General features: G+C 69.3%; 14 protein-coding genes. 8 read left to right on the top strand and 6 right to left on the bottom strand.

Going from position 1 to position 15876, the window contains the following annotated elements; genetic code table 11:
• Positions 1-22: 22 nt before the first annotated feature.
• From ACFWJ8_RS18345 to sdhC, 6 genes are read right to left on the bottom strand one after another with little or no spacing between them, the layout of a single operon-like run.
• Complete coding sequence (locus ACFWJ8_RS18345) at positions 23-1255, bottom strand: YihY/virulence factor BrkB family protein (protein ID WP_378814240.1); 1233 nt, start codon at positions 1253-1255, stop codon at positions 23-25.
• Between the two features lie 28 nt (positions 1256-1283).
• Complete coding sequence (locus tag ACFWJ8_RS18340) at positions 1284-2510, bottom strand: MFS transporter (protein WP_378814238.1); 1227 nt, start codon at positions 2508-2510, stop codon at positions 1284-1286.
• Positions 2511-2558: 48 nt separating this feature from the next.
• Positions 2559-3332: a succinate dehydrogenase iron-sulfur subunit gene (locus tag ACFWJ8_RS18335; protein WP_378814236.1), complete on the bottom strand. Its 774-nt coding sequence runs from the start codon at positions 3330-3332 to the stop codon at positions 2559-2561.
• Positions 3332-5155 carry a succinate dehydrogenase flavoprotein subunit gene (sdhA, locus tag ACFWJ8_RS18330; RefSeq protein ID WP_378814234.1) on the bottom strand — a complete coding sequence of 608 codons (1824 nt, stop codon included), beginning with the start codon at positions 5153-5155 and terminating at the stop codon, positions 3332-3334. The genes ACFWJ8_RS18335 and sdhA overlap by 1 nt, the downstream gene beginning before the upstream one ends.
• 40 nt (positions 5156-5195) lie before the next feature.
• Entirely contained in the window at positions 5196-5645 is a 450-nt protein-coding gene (locus ACFWJ8_RS18325; protein ID WP_378814232.1) for a succinate dehydrogenase hydrophobic membrane anchor subunit, read from the bottom strand.
• Entirely contained in the window at positions 5645-6076 is a 432-nt protein-coding gene (gene sdhC, locus ACFWJ8_RS18320) for a succinate dehydrogenase, cytochrome b556 subunit (protein ID WP_191171544.1), read from the bottom strand. Before sdhC ends, ACFWJ8_RS18325 begins: the two co-directional genes overlap by 1 nt.
• A gap of 116 nt (positions 6077-6192) precedes the next feature.
• On the opposite strand from sdhC, the gene ACFWJ8_RS18315 reads away from it, so the two are divergent.
• The 8 genes from ACFWJ8_RS18315 to ACFWJ8_RS18280 all read left to right on the top strand — a co-directional run bounded on the left by ACFWJ8_RS18315 (position 6193) and on the right by ACFWJ8_RS18280 (position 15727).
• The gene (locus ACFWJ8_RS18315; protein WP_378814230.1) at positions 6193-7308 is read left to right on the top strand and encodes a mannose-1-phosphate guanylyltransferase; all 1116 of its coding nucleotides are present in this window, start codon (positions 6193-6195) and stop codon (positions 7306-7308) included.
• 181 nt (positions 7309-7489) lie between these two features.
• Positions 7490-8608: a BMP family protein gene (locus ACFWJ8_RS18310; RefSeq protein WP_378814228.1), complete on the top strand. Its 1119-nt coding sequence runs from the start codon at positions 7490-7492 to the stop codon at positions 8606-8608.
• Between the two features lie 89 nt (positions 8609-8697).
• A complete protein-coding gene (locus tag ACFWJ8_RS18305; RefSeq protein WP_378814226.1) occupies positions 8698-10215 on the top strand; it encodes an ABC transporter ATP-binding protein in 1518 nt (505 codons plus the stop codon).
• Complete coding sequence (locus ACFWJ8_RS18300) at positions 10212-11543, top strand: ABC transporter permease (RefSeq protein ID WP_378814224.1); 1332 nt, start codon at positions 10212-10214, stop codon at positions 11541-11543. The genes ACFWJ8_RS18305 and ACFWJ8_RS18300 overlap by 4 nt, the downstream gene beginning before the upstream one ends.
• Positions 11543-12814, top strand: coding sequence for an ABC transporter permease (locus tag ACFWJ8_RS18295; protein WP_378814348.1), 1272 nt, complete (start codon positions 11543-11545; stop codon positions 12812-12814). The genes ACFWJ8_RS18300 and ACFWJ8_RS18295 overlap by 1 nt, the downstream gene beginning before the upstream one ends.
• Before the next feature lie 8 nt (positions 12815-12822).
• On the top strand, positions 12823-13224 hold the full coding sequence (locus tag ACFWJ8_RS18290) for a cytidine deaminase (RefSeq protein ID WP_378814222.1): 402 nt from the start codon (positions 12823-12825) through the stop codon (positions 13222-13224).
• Positions 13221-14510 (top strand): thymidine phosphorylase, encoded by a 1290-nt coding sequence (locus ACFWJ8_RS18285; RefSeq protein WP_378814220.1) that lies wholly within the window; start codon positions 13221-13223, stop codon positions 14508-14510. The genes ACFWJ8_RS18290 and ACFWJ8_RS18285 overlap by 4 nt, the downstream gene beginning before the upstream one ends.
• 101 nt (positions 14511-14611) lie before the next feature.
• Positions 14612-15727: an adenosine deaminase gene (locus ACFWJ8_RS18280; RefSeq protein WP_378814219.1), complete on the top strand. Its 1116-nt coding sequence runs from the start codon at positions 14612-14614 to the stop codon at positions 15725-15727.
• Positions 15728-15876: the final 149 nt, after the last annotated feature.

Genomic DNA, 15876 nt, shown 5'->3' with positions numbered 1-15876 from the left:
GACTATCCGCCGGCGCCGACATTCAGCTCGCGCGCGGGCGCCTGCCGGGAGGCGTCGCCGCCGGGGGAGCGGATGCCTCGACCTGGGCGAGCTCCTGCTCCGCCGCCCGCACCGCCCGGTCGGCCGCCCAGGCGCGGTACCAGGTCGCCGAGTCGCGGGCGTCCTGCGCGGTGCGCAGCCGCACGCGCGCCGCCACGAGCAGCGCCTGGTGCTCGGCGGCGAGCCTGTCGGCCTCGGACTGCGGGATCAGCGGCACGTCGGCATCCTTCGCGGCCACCGCAACCCACGATGCCGCCACCAGCATGATGATGCCGATGATGCGGAACCACAGCAGCAGCGCGATGAAGATCGCGAACGTGGCCAGCAGCGCGTTGGTCGGCGTGTAGACGAGCAGCCAGCCGGTGAACAGCTGCAGCACGGTGATCGCGCCACCGCCGAGGAGCGCGCCCGGCCAGATGCGCCGCCACTTGAGCTTCGTGCCGGTGAGGAAGCGGATGAGCGCCGCGAGCGCGCCGCTGAAGATGGCGAACGAGATGACGACCGAGCCGATGCTCGCCGCGTACTGATACCAGTTCGACACGTCGCTCCAGCCGAGCCAGTCGAACACCGCCTTGAGCGCCCACGTGCCCACCGTCGTGGCTGCGAACCCCAGCAGCAGCGCGAGCGCGAACAGGAACGCCCCGAGGAAGTCGCGGGCCTTCAGCAGGAAGTAGCTGCGCAGGTCGGGCGGCAGGCCGAAGATGTCGCGCACGGCTCTGCGCGCGAACGTGATGAAGCCGATGGCGGTCCACAGCAGGGTGCCGAGAGCGATGGCGCCGGTGATGCCGAGCGCGGTGGTGCTGTTCGTCGCGATCGCCGCGACCTCCGCCTCGGTGAACACCCCCTCCGGGCCGATCAGTCCAGGGATGTAGTTGTTGAGCAGCTGGATGAGCGCATCGATCGCCTCTTCGCTGCCACCCAGCCAGAGCCCCACGATCGCGAACGCGACGTAGATGCCGGCGAACGTCGCGAACAGCGCCTGGTAGCTCACCCCGGCCGCCAGCAGGAACCCGTTGTGCTGCAGGAAGTGGCGCCACACCCGCACCGGGAACCAGGCGAGCGTGCGCTTCGTCAGCGCGCTCGCCTTGCTGATGGGCTCGTCGAACCGCTCGCGCAGCTCCTCCTGTGTGGCCTCCCAGCGCGCCCGGAGCGACTCCTCCTCGCGCTCGGCCGCGTCCGCCTGGTCGCGGGCCTGCCCGTCGCGCGTGTCGCTCACGGAAGCCAGAGTATCGACGGATGCCGCCTCATGCGGTCGGCGCCGCGCTCGGGTCCACCGCCCCCGGCGTGCGGGCCCCGGTGCGGAACCAGCGCAGCACGAACAGCACCGCCAGCAGCACGACGGCGGGGATCACGAATCCGAGCCCGAGGCTCGGGCCGCCCGCGAGCACACCCACCAGCACCGCACCGACGATGACGCCCGCGTAGTTGAAGATGTTGACGCGGGCGATGACCTGGTCGCTGTGCGCCGGGTCGAGCTCGCCCGCCGCGCCGAACGTGACCGGCACCACCACGCCGACCGCGACGCCCGCCAGCCCGAAGCCCACCACCGCGGCGGCCGCGAAGGGGAGGAGAGCCACGAGCAGGCACCCCACGACCGACACGAGCGTGGCGATCAGCACGAGCCTCACCCGGCCGACGACGGGCAGCAGGCGGTCGGTCGCGAGCCGCGTCACGAGGATGCACGCCTGGTAGACGGCGTACCCCAGGGGCGCGACCCAGGCGAGCGCCTGCAGATTGTCCTGGAGGTAGACGGTGCTCCACGTGCTGACCGACGAGTCGACCACGAACACCGCGAGGATCACGACGCCGAACGCCCAGATCCCGGCGCGCGGCAGCTTCGAGCGCTCCGCCTTCGGCAGCGCCTCGTCGACCGGCACGTCACGCGCGAACAGACGCGTGCCGACCAGCCCCACGGCGAGGATCACGACGGCCGCCACGGTCATCGCGACGCCCGCGCCGACGGCGGATGCCGCCACTCCCGACACCAGCAGGGCCCCCGCGATGGCGGCCGCGGTGTAGCCCGCGAAGAACCCGCCCATCAGCGGGCGGCCGTAGGACCGCTGCACCAGCACGCCCTGCATCGCCGAGGCCGCATCGACGCAGCCGAGCCCCACGCCGTACACCGCGAGCGCCCCGACGAACACCGCGAAGGGCGTCTCGAACGCGACGACCGGCAGCAGCGCGGCCTCGATGACCAGACCTGTCGCCAACGCCGCTCGGCTGCCCCAGCGCACCGACACGATGTCGGCGAGCACCGACCCGAGGGCTGCGGCCACGCTCACCCCCAGCAGGATCAGCGAGATCGTCATGTCGTCGATCTGCTGTCGTTCCTTGAGGGCGGGCAGCGACGTGACGAGCACGGCGTACCCGAGGGCCTGGGCGGCGTAGGCGGCGGTGACGGCGACACGCGAGGCACGAGGCATCCGCCCGACGTCCTGCTGTTCCCGGTCGCTCCGTTGCGACGTGGTCATCTGGGTCTTTCTCTGTGGGTCAGCAGCGGCCCGCGCGGGAGCGCGGGCTCATCGGGCGCCGCCGCGCAGGACGGCCTGCTTGACCTCGGCGATCGCCTTGGTCACCTCGATGCCGCGGGGGCACGCCTCGGTGCAGTTGAAGGTCGTGCGGCAGCGCCACACGCCCTCCTTGTCGTTGAGGATGTCGAGGCGGACGTCGCCCGCGTCGTCGCGCGAGTCGAAGATGAAGCGGTGCGCGTTGACGATGGCGGCCGGGCCGAAGTACTGGCCGTCGGTCCAGAAGACCGGGCACGACGAGGTGCACGCGGCGCACAGGATGCACTTCGTGGTGTCGTCGAACACCTCGCGGTCGACGATGGACTGGATGCGCTCCTTGCCGGCCTCGGGCTTCGAGTTCGCGATGAGGAACGGCTGCACCTCGCGGTACGACGCGAAGAACGGCTCCATGTCGACGACGAGGTCCTTCTCCAGCGGCAGGCCCTTGATGGCCTCCACGTAGATCGGCTTCGAGATGTCGAGGTCCTTGATGAGCGTCTTGCACGCCAGGCGGTTGCGGCCGTTGATGCGCATCGCGTCCGACCCGCAGATGCCGTGGGCGCATGAGCGGCGGAACGTCAGCGACCCGTCGACCTCCCACTTGATCTTGTGGAGGGCGTCCAGCACGCGGTCGGTCGAGTACAGCTCGACGTCGTAGTCCACCCAGCGCGGCTCCTCGTCGACCTCCGGGTCGAAGCGACGGATGATGAAGGTGACGAGGTACGACTGGATGCCGGTGTCGTTGGTGGTCTCGGTAGCGGAGTCCGCGTCGGCGACGAGCGTCATCAGTACTTCCTCTCCATCGGCGGGTAGTTCAACTCGCCCTTCTCGTTCTTCGTGAAGACGACCGGCTTCCAGCCGAGGCTGATGTGGTCGGAGGCGTCCGACGAGTGGGGGTCGCCCGACAGGTACGCCATCGTGTGCTGCATGTAGTTCTCGTCGTCGCGCTTCGGGTAGTCGTCGCGCATGTGCCCGCCGCGGCTCTCCTTGCGGTTGCGGGCGGTGTAGACGACGACCTCGGCCAGATCGAGCAGGAATCCGAGCTCGACGGCCTCGAGCAGGTCGGTGTTGAACCGCTTGCCCTTGTCGTCGACGTGCACGTTCTTGTACCGCTCGCGCAGCTCCTCGATGACCTCGAGCACCTCACCGAGGGATTCGTCGGTGCGGAACACCTGGGCCTTGCGGTCCATCTCGTCCTGCAGCTTCTTGCGCAGGACGGCGATGCGCTCGGTGCCCTGGTTGTTGCGCAGGCCTTCGATCAGGCTGCGGACCTCGCCGGCGGGGTCCTCCGGGAGAGCCACGAACTCCGCGGTCTGGACGTACTCGACCGCGTTGCGGCCGGCGCGCTTGCCGAAGACGTTGATGTCGAGGAGCGAGTTGGTGCCTAGGCGGTTCGAGCCGTGCACCGACACGCACGCGCACTCGCCGGCGGCGTACAGCCCCGGGACGACGGTCGTGTTGTCGGAGAGCACCTCGGCGTTGTTGTTGGTCGGGATGCCGCCCATCGCGTAGTGCGCGGTCGGCATGACCGGGACCGGCTCGACGACCGGGTCGACGCCCAGGTACGTGCGGGCGAACTCGGTGATGTCGGGGAGCTTGGTCTCGAGGACCTCGGCGCCCAGGTGCGTGCAGTCCAGCAGCACGTAGTCGCGGTGAGGACCCGCGCCGCGCCCCTCGGCCACCTCCTGCACCATGCAGCGGCTCACGATGTCGCGCGGGGCGAGGTCCTTGATCGTGGGCGCGTAGCGCTCCATGAACCGCTCGCCGGTGACGTTGCGGAGGATCGCGCCCTCACCGCGGGCGCCTTCGGTGAGCAGGATGCCCAGTCCGGCGAGCCCCGTCGGGTGGAACTGGAAGAACTCCATGTCCTCCAGGGGGAGGCCCTTGCGCCAGATGATGCCGACGCCGTCGCCCGTGAGCGTGTGGGCGTTGGAGGTCGTCTTGAAGATCTTGCCGAAGCCGCCGGTCGCGAAGATGACGGCCTTCGACTGGAAGACGTGCAGCTCGCCGGTGGCCAGCTCGTAGGCCACGACGCCCGCGATCTGCTTGTCCTTGCCCTCGCCGACCGTGATCAGGTCGAGGACGTAGAACTCGTTGAAGAAGTTGATGCCGAGCTTGACGCAGTTCTGGAACAGCGTCTGCAGGATCATGTGGCCCGTGCGGTCGGCGGCGTAGCACGCGCGGCGCACCGGGGTCTTGCCGTGATCGGCGGTGTGACCGCCGAAGCGGCGCTGGTCGATCTTCCCCTCGGGCGTGCGGTTGAACGGCAAGCCCATGTTCTCGAGGTCGATGACAGCGTCGATGGCCTCCTTGGCGAGGATCTCGGCCGCGTCCTGATCGACGAGGTAGTCGCCGCCCTTGACGGTGTCGAAGGTGTGCCACTCCCACGAGTCCTCTTCGACGTTGGCCAGGGCCGCCGCCATGCCGCCCTGCGCGGCACCGGTGTGCGAGCGGGTGGGGTAGAGCTTCGTGATCACGGCGGTCTTCGCGCCGGGTCCGGCCTCGATCGCCGCCCGCATGCCGGCGCCGCCGGCGCCGACGATCACGATGTCGAACTGGTGGTAGTGGACGCCGTCCTTGACGTAGCTGTCGATGGTCTCAGTGCTCACGCTGATGCTTTCGATGTGGGATGCCGGGGATCGCCCGGCGCTATCCGCAGATTCCGATGATGGTGTCGGACGCCGTCTCGGGGTCGAAGCCGATGCACGGGTCGAAGGTGAACACGACGAGCGTGCCGAGGACGATCAGGAACGCGGCGGCGAGCCACAGCGCCCACACCAGCACGCGGCGCGTGCCGTTGTGTGTCACGTAGTCGTTGACGATCGTGCGCATGCCGTTCGCGCCGTGGATCAGTGCGAGCCACAGCATGAGGACGTCCCACCACTGCCAGAACGGCGTGGCGTACTTGCCGGCGACGAACGCGAAGTCGATGCCGTGGATGCCCTCGCCCACCATGAGGTTGACGAACAGGTGGCCGAAGATCAGGACGATGAGCAGCACGCCGGAGGCGCGCATGTACATCCAGCCCCACTTCTCGAGGTTGGGGCCCTTGCGGCGGACGGCGGCGCGCGGGGCGCGGGGGTCGGCGATCGCGGTCATCAGTGGCCCCCTCCCGGTGCGAACGCGAGCATCAGGTGGCGCGGGGCGAAGCCCAGCATCGTCACGGCCCACAGGCCGATGACACCCCACCACAGCTGCCGCTGGTGACGCGTGGCCCACGGCCAGAAGTCGACCAGGATGATGCGCAGCCCGTTGTACGCGTGATACGCGATGGCGGCCACGAGGGCCACCTCGCCGAGTGCCATCACCGGATTCTTGTACGTGCCGATCACTGCGTCGTACGCCTCGGGCGAGACGCGGATCAGCGCCGTGTCGAGGATGTGTACGAGAAGGAAGAAGAAGATGGCGACGCCGGTGATGCGGTGCAGCACCCACGACCACATGCCTTCGTTCCCGCGGTACAGCGTGCCGCGGGGGACTCGGGAAGTGGTCTCGGATACCGACGGTGTGACGCGTGCTGGTGCAGACACGGCCGTCCTCCCTGATTGGAACCTGTGTGTTTCATCCTATTCCCGCATTCGGGGCTCGGCGACGAAGGGCGACCTCACCCCCTCCATTCGGAGGGCGGCGGACTAGCCTGGGAGGCATGTCTGGACCGATCGACGACTTCTACGCCGTGATCCCCGCGGGGGGCATCGGAAGTCGCCTCTGGCCGCTGTCGCGTGCCGACGCACCCAAGTTCCTGCACGACCTCACCGGGTCGGGCCGCACGCTGCTGCGCGACACGTGGGATCGCCTGGAGCCGCTGTCCGGCCCCGACCGCATCGCCGTCGTGACCGGGCGCGCCCACCGTGCCGCCGTCGAGAAGGAGCTGCCGGGGATCGCCGACCGCAACGTGTTCCTCGAATCCGAGCCGCGCGACTCGACCGCGGCGATCGGCCTCGCTGCGGCGGTCCTGTCGCGCCGCGAGCCCGACGTCATCATCGGCTCGTTCGCCGCCGACCACGTGATCCGCGTGCCGCAGCTGTTCGACTGGGCCGTGCGCCAGGCCGTCGCGACGGCACGCGAGGGGTACATCTGCACGATCGGCATCCAGCCCTCCGAGCCGTCGGTCGGCTTCGGCTACATCAAGAAGAGCAACGCGCTGCAGGTCGACGGGGCGCCCGAGGCGGCCCTCGTCGAGAGCTTCGTCGAGAAGCCCGACCTCGAGACCGCGAAGTCCTACTTCGCGGACCGCAACTATCTGTGGAATGCCGGCATGTTCATCTCCCGCGCCGACGTGCTGCTCGGCGAGATCGCCGAGAGCGACCCGCACCTGTACGCCGGTCTCATGGACCTCGCTGAGGCATGGGACGACCGCGACGCGCGCGGCCCCGTGGTCGACCGTGTGTGGCCGACGCTCACGAAGATCGCGATCGACTACTCCGTGGCCGAGCCCGCTGCCGAGAAGGGGCGCCTGGCCGTCATCCCGGGCCATTTCGACTGGGACGACGTGGGCGACTTCGCCAGCCTCGCGAAGCTCAACTCGCACGGGCGCAAGAACGACTTGGCGATCCTCGGCGAGAACGCCCGCATCCTCTCCGACGCCGCGAGCGGCATCGTGGTCAGCCAGACCCGCCGCGTGATCAGCCTCATCGGGGTCCGCGACATCGTCGTCGTCGACACCGAGGACGCCCTTCTCGTGACCACCAGCGAGCACGCCCAGCGGGTCAAGGGCGTCGTCGACGCGCTCAAGCTCAGTGGGCGCGGCGAGGTCCTGTAGGCGCGGAATGAGCGGAAAGCGGATGCCGGGCGCCCGGCATCCCGTGCTCATTTGAGCAACATATTGCGGTCTTGCAACATTTCGCGAACAGCGCGTCACGAAGCATGCAACTGCGCCGACACAGTGGGTAACTTGATGCAGTCCCCGTGACGGACGCGGGGGGAATCCTGTGGAGGCTGAGTTGACCATCTCACGCACCAAGAAGCTCGCCGGCTTTGCTGCCGCCGCGGGCATCGCCCTGGTCCTCGCGGGCTGTGGCAGCGCACCGGAAGACACGTCGTCTACCGACAACGCCGGCAGCGACGTCGTGGAGGGCTTCAAGCCGTGCCTCGTCTCGGACGCGGGCGGCTGGAACGACAAGTCGTTCAACCAGTCGGCGAAGGAGGGCCTCGACTCGGCCCTGGACGAGCTGGGCGTCGAAGGCCTCGAGCTCGAGTCCACCTCTGAGAACGACTACGCGCCCAACATGGAGACGGCTGTCTCCGAGGGCTGCACCCTGATCATCTCGGTCGGCTTCAACCTGTCGGCCGCCACGGTCGAGTCGGCCAACGCCAACCCCGACGTGAACTACGCGATCATCGACGACTACGCGGACACCGACTTCGACGGCACCACCGACGCCCCGAACATCAAGCCGCTCGTCTTCAACACCGCTGAAGCGGCCTACCTCGGCGGCTACGCCGCGGCGGCATGGTCGGCGCAGGACGGCGTGAACAAGGTCGGCACCTTCGGCGGCATGCAGATCCCGTCGGTCGCCGTGTTCATGGACGGCTTCCAGCTCGGCGTCGAGAAGTACAACGAGGACAAGGGCGGCGCCGTCGAGGTCTTCGGCTGGGACATCGAGACGCAGGAGGGCTCGTTCACGGGCGGCTTCGACGCGAACGACACGGCCAAGCAGACCGCGCAGGGCGTGCTCGACCAGGGCGTCGACGTGCTCCTGCCCGTCGGCGGCCCGATCTACCAGAGCGCCGCGGCGGCCATCGCCGACAGCGGCACCTCCACCGTCATGATGGGTGTCGACAGCGACCTCGCCGTCGCGGACTCGAGCGTGGCCGACATCACGCTGGTGTCGATCATGAAGGCGATCGACGTCGCCGTGCACGACACCGTCGTCTCGGCGTCGACGGGTGACTTCGACGTGGCGCCGTACATCGGCACGCTCGAGAACGAGGGCGTCAAGCTCTCGAGCTTCCACGACTTCGAGTCGCAGCTGCCCGACGGCCTGCTGGACGAGCTGGACGAGCTGCAGAAGCAGATCATCGCCGGTGACATCACGGTGGAGTCGCCGAACTCCCCGTGACGCACGGCTGAGGCGGCGGTCGGTCGGATGCGGGCATCCGACCGGCCGCCGTCCTTTCTGCTGAAGAACGGACTGGATAAGGTGCAGATATGAAGCTCGAGCTCCGCGGGATCACGAAGCGATTCGGCAGTCTCGTCGCCAACGACCACATCGATCTCACGGTCGAGCCCGGTGAGATCCACGCCCTGCTGGGTGAGAACGGCGCGGGCAAGTCAACGCTGATGAACGTCCTCTACGGCCTGTATCAGGCCGACGAGGGGGAGATCCTCCTCGACGACGTCCAGCAGGGCTTCCGCGGCCCCGGAGACGCGATGGCCGCGGGCATCGGCATGGTGCACCAGCACTTCATGCTCATCCCGGTGTTCACCGTCGCCGAGAACGTCATGCTGGGGCACGAGGACACGAAGGGCATCGGCGCCCTGGACCTCGCGAAGGCCCGCGAGCACGTGAAGACGGTCGCGGCCCGCTTCGGCTTCCACATCGATCCCGACGCCCTCGTCGGAGACCTCCCCGTCGGCGTCCAGCAGCGGGTCGAGATCATCAAGGCGCTCTCCCGCGACGCCAAGGTCCTCGTGTTCGACGAGCCGACCGCGGTGCTCACCCCGCAGGAGACCGACGAGCTCATGGCGATCATGCGGCAGCTTCGCGACGAAGGCACCGCCATCGTCTTCATCACGCACAAGCTGCGCGAAGTGAGAGAGGTCGCCGACCGGATCACCGTCATCCGCCTCGGCAAGGTGGTCGGCGAGGCCGAGCCCACCGCGACCAACGCCGAGCTCGCGTCCCTGATGGTGGGCCGCGCCGTGGAGCTCACCGTGCACAAGAACCCGCCGAACATCGGTGAAGGCGGCGGCCTGGAGGTACGAGACCTGCGGGTGCTGACCCCGGGCGGCGCCATCGTGGTGGACGACGTCAGCTTCGATGTGCGGCCGGGCGAGGTCCTGGCCGTCGCCGGTGTACAGGGCAACGGCCAGACCGAGCTGGTGGAGGCCATCGTCGGCCTCGCGGCACGCGTCGAGGGGTCCATCACGCTCGGCGGCGTCGAGCTCGTCGGTCGCGGCGTCCGCGGGATCCTCGACGAGGGCGTCGGGTTCGTCCCGGAGGACCGCAACGAGGACGGGCTCGTCGGCGGCTTCTCCGTCGCCGAGAACCTCATCCTCGACCGCTCGACCGATCCCGCGTTCGTGCGGGCGGGAACGCTGCGCCGTGACGCGCTCGCGGAGTTCGCGCGTGAGCGGATCACCGAGTTCGACATCCGCACCCAGGGGCCGTCGACGCCCGCCGGGACGCTGTCGGGCGGCAACCAGCAGAAGGTCGTCATCGCGCGCGAGATGAGCCGCGATCTGCGCCTGCTCGTCGCCGCTCAGCCCACCCGCGGTGTCGACGTCGGCTCGATCGAGTTCATCCACAAGCGGATCATCGAGACGAGGGATGCCGGCATCCCGGTCGTCGTCGTCTCCACAGAGCTCGACGAGGTGAGCGCCTTGGCCGACCGGATCGCGGTGATGTACCGCGGATCGATCGTCGGCATCGTGCCGGGCGACACCTCCCGCGAGACCCTCGGCCTCATGATGGCCGGAGCCACGGACCCGGAGGCGGCAGCATGAGCCAGAGCACCACGCCGGCCGGCGACGCGTCGTCCGGCCTTCCCCCCGAGCAGCTTCCCCCGGTGTCGGGGCCGCTCACCGGGCACGAGCAGGGGCCCCCGCGCACGAGCATCTTCGTGAAGGAGCTGCTGCGCGGCAGTGCGGTGACCACGATCCTCGCGATCGTGCTCGCGCTCATCGTCGGCGGCATCCTCATCGCCTTCACCGACGAGGACGTGCAAGCGGCGTCGGTGTACTTCTTCGCGCGCCCGGGCGACACGTTCGTCGCGATCTGGCAGTCCGTGTACGGCGGCTACGAAGCGCTGTTCCGCGGTGCGGTCTTCAACTACAAGGCGGCCGACTTCGCGGCCCAGATCCGGCCGCTGACCAATGCGCTCGGCTTCGCGGCGCCGCTGATCGCCGCGGGACTGGGTGTCGCGCTGGCGTTCCGCGTCGGACTGTTCAACATCGGTGCCCGCGGTCAGATGCTCATCGGCGCGATGTTCGCGGCACTGTTCACCTTCCACATCGACCTGCCGATGTGGCTGCACCTGCCGCTGACCCTCATCGCCGGCATCGTCGGCGGTGCGCTGTGGGGCGGACTGGTCGGTGTGCTCAAGGCCCGCACCGGTGCGCACGAGGTGATCCTCACGATCATGCTCAACTATGTGGCGTACTACCTGCTGCTGTGGATGATCCGCACCCCGGGCCTGCTGCAGCGCGAGGGCACCAACCAGCCGATCACCGCCGCGACCCCTGAGACGGCGCAGTTCCCCGACCTGTTCGGTCCGCGGTTCCCGCAGCTGGACTGGGGCTTCGTCATCGTCATCGTCGCCACCGTCGTCGTGTGGTGGGTGATCGAGCGTTCGAGCCTCGGGCTGCGCATGCGCGCGGTCGGCGAGAACCCGCACGCCGCCCGCGCCGCCGGCATCAGCGTGCAGCGCATCTACATCTACGCGATGCTCTTCGCGGGCGGGCTCGCGGGTCTCGCGGCCATGAACCAGGTGCAGGGATCGGTGACGACGGGCTTCACCGCCGCGATCGATGCGGGCATCGGCTTCGACGCCATCACGGTCGCGCTCCTCGGACGCAGCCGGGCGTGGGGCACCTTCGCCGCCGGCATCCTGTTCGGCGCGCTGAAGGCGGGATCCTTCTCGATGCAGGCGCAGGGCATCCCGGTCGACATCGTCCTGGTCGTCCAGTCGCTCATCGTGCTGTTCATCGCCGCACCCCCGCTGCTGCGGGCGGTGTTCTTCCTCCCCAAGACCGACCAGGAGAAGGCTGCGCAGGCCCGCGCCAAGGCCGCGAAGCAGCGAGCCAAGGCCGTCGAAGACAAGGCGGTGGCATGATGACCACTCTCGCTCCCGAAGCCGCTGCCGACGGCACGGTCCAGCTGGCCACGGTCCGCGAGCGGCACTTCAAGGTGCCGATCGTGCTGGCAACGGCCACGGTGCTGCTCGCCGCCCTGTTCTTCTTCGTCCCTCGCGACGGCACCAGCACGTTCCGGCTCGACGGCGGTCTCGGTGCGGTCGCGGTGCCGACCGCGGCGACCAGCTGGATCGTCGTCGGACTGCTCGTGCTGCTGACCGCCTGGGCCTTCTTCGACGCGTGGTCGTATCGTCGTCCTGCGCTGTGGCTCACGATCGTCTTCGGTGTGCTCGCGGTGTTCGCGTTCCTGGTGTGGGCGGCCGCCGACGGCCTCGTGCCCGTGACCAGCCTGCTGTTCGGTGCGATCTCGCTGTCGGTGCCGCTGGTGTTCGGCGCCCTCGGCGGTGTGATCGGCGAGCGCGCCGGCGTGGTCAACGTCGCGATCGAGGGGCAGCTCCTGCTGGGCGCGTTCTCGGCGGCACTGCTGTCGAGCATCACCCACAACCCGTACATCGGCCTCATCGGTGCGATGGTCGGCGGCGTGCTGGTCTCGTTCGTGCTCGCAGCGTTCGCCATCAAGTACCTCGTCGATCAGGTGATCGTCGGTGTCGTGCTCAACGTGCTCGTGACAGGGCTCACCGGCTTCCTCTACGGGGCGCTGCTCGTTCCCAACGAGGACGCGCTGAACCGACCGGTTCGATTCACGCGCTGGGAGATCCCGTTCCTCAGCGACATCCCGATCATCGGACCGGTGCTCTTCAACCAGACCTTCATCGTCTACCTGATGTACATCACCGTCGCGGTGGTCGCGTGGGCCCTCTACCGCACTCGATGGGGGCTGCGCCTGCGCGCAGTGGGCGAGCACCCGCAGGCGGCCGACACCGTCGGCATCCGGGTGAATCCGACGCGGTTCTGGAACGTCTCGCTCGCGGGCGCGATCGCGGGCATCGGCGGCGCGTACTTCACCCTCGTCTCGGTGCCGCAGTTCGGCAAGGAGATGACCGCGGGACTCGGCTTCATCGCCCTGGCTGCCGTCATCTTCGGGCGGTGGGACCCGATCCGCGCCAGCCTTGCGGCGCTGCTGTTCGGCTTCGCGACGAACCTCCAGAACCTGCTGACGATCCTGAAGACCCCGATCCCAAGCGAATTCATGCTGATGCTCCCGTACATCGTCACGATCCTCGCCGTGGCGGGCTTCGCCGGACAGATCCGCGGCCCTGCGGCCGCGGGCAAGCCATACATCAAGGGATGATCCGACCTGTGACCGACATCGACTGGGACGAGCTGCGCGCCGCAGCGACCGATGCCATGACGCGTGCGTACGCGCCGTACTCGCGTTACAAGGTCGGCGCCGCCGCCCTCGTCACCGACGGGCGCATCGTCACCGGGTGCAACGTCGAGAACGCCTCGTACGGCGTGACCCTGTGCGCCGAGTGCGGGCTCGTCAGCGAGCTGGCGATGACCGGTGGCGGCGGACTCGTCGCCTTCGTGTGCGTGAACGGCCACGGCGACACGATCATGCCGTGCGGCCGCTGCCGGCAGCTGCTGTACGAGTTCGCCATCCCCGGGATGCTGCTCGAGACCGTGTCCGGGATCCGCACCATCGACGAGGTGCTGCCCGACGCGTTCGGGCCGCGCGACCTCGAGGAGGCGTCCCGATGAGCGTCGAGGCGTTCGACGCCGTCGACGTCATCCGCACCAAGCGCGACGGGGGAGCGGTGCCGGAGCCGGCACTCCGCTGGATGGTCGACGCCTACACGCGCGGCTACGTCGCCGATTCGCAGATGGCGGCGTTCGCGATGGCGGTGCTGCTCAACGGCATGGCGCGCGACGAGATCCGTGTCATGACAGACGCGATGATCGCATCCGGTGAGCGCATGAGCTTCGCCGGGCTCGGCAAGCCGACCGTCGACAAGCACTCCACCGGTGGCGTCGGCGACAAGATCACGCTGCCGCTGGCGCCCCTCGTCGCGTCGTTCGGCGTGGCGGTGCCGCAGCTCTCGGGCCGCGGCCTCGGACACACCGGCGGCACGCTCGACAAGCTCGAGTCGATCCCCGGCTGGCGTGCGGCGCTGTCGAACGACGAGATGTTCGCGCAGCTGCAGGGCGTCGGCGCAGTGATCTGCGCGGCCGGGTCGGGCCTGGCCCCGGCCGACAAGAAGCTGTACGCGCTGCGCGACGTCACCGGCACCGTCGAGGCGATCCCGCTCATCGCGTCGAGCATCATGTCGAAGAAGATCGCGGAGGGCACCGACTCGCTCGTGCTCGACGTCAAGTTCGGCTCCGGCGCCTTCATGCAGGACATCGACCGTGCCCGCGAGCTGGCGCGCACGATGGTCGAGCTCGGCACCGACTCGGGCGTCGCGACGACCGCCCTGCTGACCGACATGAACACGCCGCTCGGCCTCGCCATCGGCAACGCCAACGAGGTGCGCGAGTCGGTCGAGGTCCTCGCCGGCGGCGGGCCCGCCGACGTGGTCGAGCTCACGGTGGCCCTCGCACGCGAGATGCTCGCGCTGGCCGGTCAGCCGGACGCCGACGTCGAGGCCGCGCTGCGGGACGGGCGTGCGATGGACGCGTGGCGCGCCATGATCATCGCCCAGGACGGGGATCCGGATGCCGCCCTCCGGGCGCCGAACGAGACGCATACCGTGACGGCATCCGAGGCGGGGTTCGTGACGGGCATCGAGGCGCTTCCGTTCGGCATCGCCGCCTGGCGTCTGGGCGCCGGACGTGCACGTGCGCAGGATCCCGTCCTCCACGCCGCCGGCATCGACCTGCACGTGAAGCCGGGCGACCCGGTGGTCGCCGGACAGCCGCTGTTCACCCTGCTGGGCGAGGATGCATCGCGCTTCGAGCGTGCGCTCGAAGCCGTCGAGGGCGCGTGGCGGATCGGACCGGAGGCTCCGGCGGCATCCCCACTCGTCCGGGAACGCATCACTGCCTAGACTGTTCAGTCGCGCCCCGGCGCGCGGCGCCGGCCCGCGGCGCTCGCGCTGAGCGAGGCATCCATCCTTCACCCCCTGCGATCGCAACCGAGGAGAACCTCATGCCCATCGACCAGCACGGCGACGCCATCCTCGACGGGGTCTCCATCCGCAGCCTTCCGAAGGTCTCGCTGCACGACCACCTCGACGGTGGTCTGCGCCCTGCCACGATCATCGAGCTCGCCGACGAGATCGGCCTCGAGGTCCCCGAGTCCAACGCGGACGACCTCGCGGACTGGTTCGCCGACAAGAGCGACTCGGGGTCGCTCGTCGAGTACCTGAAGACGTTCGATCTGACGATCGCCGTGATGCAGACCCGTGAGGGGCTGACTCGCGTCGCGCGCGAGTTCGTCGAGGATCTGGCGGCGGACGGCGTCATCTACGGCGAGGTGCGCTGGGCGCCCGAGCAGCACCTGGGCCGCGGCCTGTCGCTGGACGAGGTCGTCGCCGCCGTCCAGGAGGGCATCGAGGAGGGCGAGGACGCGGCAGAGAGCCGCGGTCACGACATCCGCGTGGGCCAGCTGATCTCGGCCATGCGTCACACCGACCGGTCGCTGGAGATCGCCCGGCTCGCGGTGGGCTGGCGCACGCGCGGCGCGGTCGGCTTCGACATCGCCGGGCCCGAGGACGGCTTCCCGCCGTCGCGGCTGCGCGAGGCGTTCGACTATCTGGCATCGGAGTTCTTCCCGGCGACGGTGCATGCGGGCGAGGCGGCCGGTCTCGAATCGATCCGCTCGGCGCTGATCGACGGCCGTGCGCTGCGTCTCGGCCACGGCGTGCGTCTGGCCGAGGACCTCGAGGTCGTCTCGCGCGCGGGCGAAGAGGTGCTCGTGCAGTTCGGCGACCTGGCCCGCTGGGTGCGCGACCGCGAGATCCCGCTGGAGCTGTCGCCGTCGTCGAACCTGCAGACCGGCGCCATCGAGCGCTGGGGCACGACGCTCGAGGACCACCCGTTCGACCTGCTGTACCAGCTCGGCTTCGCCGTCACGGTGAACGTCGACAACCGCACGATGAGCCGCACGTCGCTCACGCGCGAGCTCGCGCTCCTCGCCGAGACGTTCGAGTACGGCCTCGACGACCTCGAGGCGTTCCAGCTCAACGCGGCCGCGGGCGCGTTCCTCCCCGTCGAGGAGCGCGAAGAGCTGATCGACCTCATCGCCGACGGCTTCGACGCCTAGTCGAAGAACATCGGGGGGGGGGGGGGGTGGGCGGGGGGGCGGGGCACCCCCCCCCGCCCAGGATAGAACAAACGGACCCCCCCCAAACCCACAGAAGCGCGGCGCACCCCCCCGACACCCCCCACACCAAACCCCCCCCCCGCCGCCGC

Source organism: Microbacterium sp. NPDC058389 (assembly GCF_042722305.1).
Taxonomy (GTDB): Bacteria; Actinomycetota; Actinomycetes; order Actinomycetales; family Microbacteriaceae; genus Microbacterium.
This window is presented reverse-complemented; position numbering and strand designations above follow the sequence as displayed.

Bases quoted from the DNA above. Each gene is read 5' to 3' on its own strand.
- ACFWJ8_RS18280 (WP_378814219.1), top strand. From the start codon at position 14,612: ATGCCCATCGACCAGCACGGCGACGCCATCCTCGACGGGGTCTCCATC.
- ACFWJ8_RS18315 (WP_378814230.1), top strand. From the start codon at position 6,193: ATGTCTGGACCGATCGACGACTTCTACGCCGTGATCCCCGCGGGGGGC.
- ACFWJ8_RS18300 (WP_378814224.1), top strand. From the start codon at position 10,212: ATGAGCCAGAGCACCACGCCGGCCGGCGACGCGTCGTCCGGCCTTCCC.
- ACFWJ8_RS18340 (WP_378814238.1), bottom strand. From the start codon at position 2,510: ATGACCACGTCGCAACGGAGCGACCGGGAACAGCAGGACGTCGGGCGG.
- ACFWJ8_RS18305 (WP_378814226.1), top strand. From the start codon at position 8,698: ATGAAGCTCGAGCTCCGCGGGATCACGAAGCGATTCGGCAGTCTCGTC.
- ACFWJ8_RS18295 (WP_378814348.1), top strand. From the start codon at position 11,543: ATGACCACTCTCGCTCCCGAAGCCGCTGCCGACGGCACGGTCCAGCTG.
- ACFWJ8_RS18335 (WP_378814236.1), bottom strand. From the start codon at position 3,332: ATGACGCTCGTCGCCGACGCGGACTCCGCTACCGAGACCACCAACGAC.
- ACFWJ8_RS18285 (WP_378814220.1), top strand. From the start codon at position 13,221: ATGAGCGTCGAGGCGTTCGACGCCGTCGACGTCATCCGCACCAAGCGC.
- ACFWJ8_RS18325 (WP_378814232.1), bottom strand. From the start codon at position 5,645: ATGACCGCGATCGCCGACCCCCGCGCCCCGCGCGCCGCCGTCCGCCGC.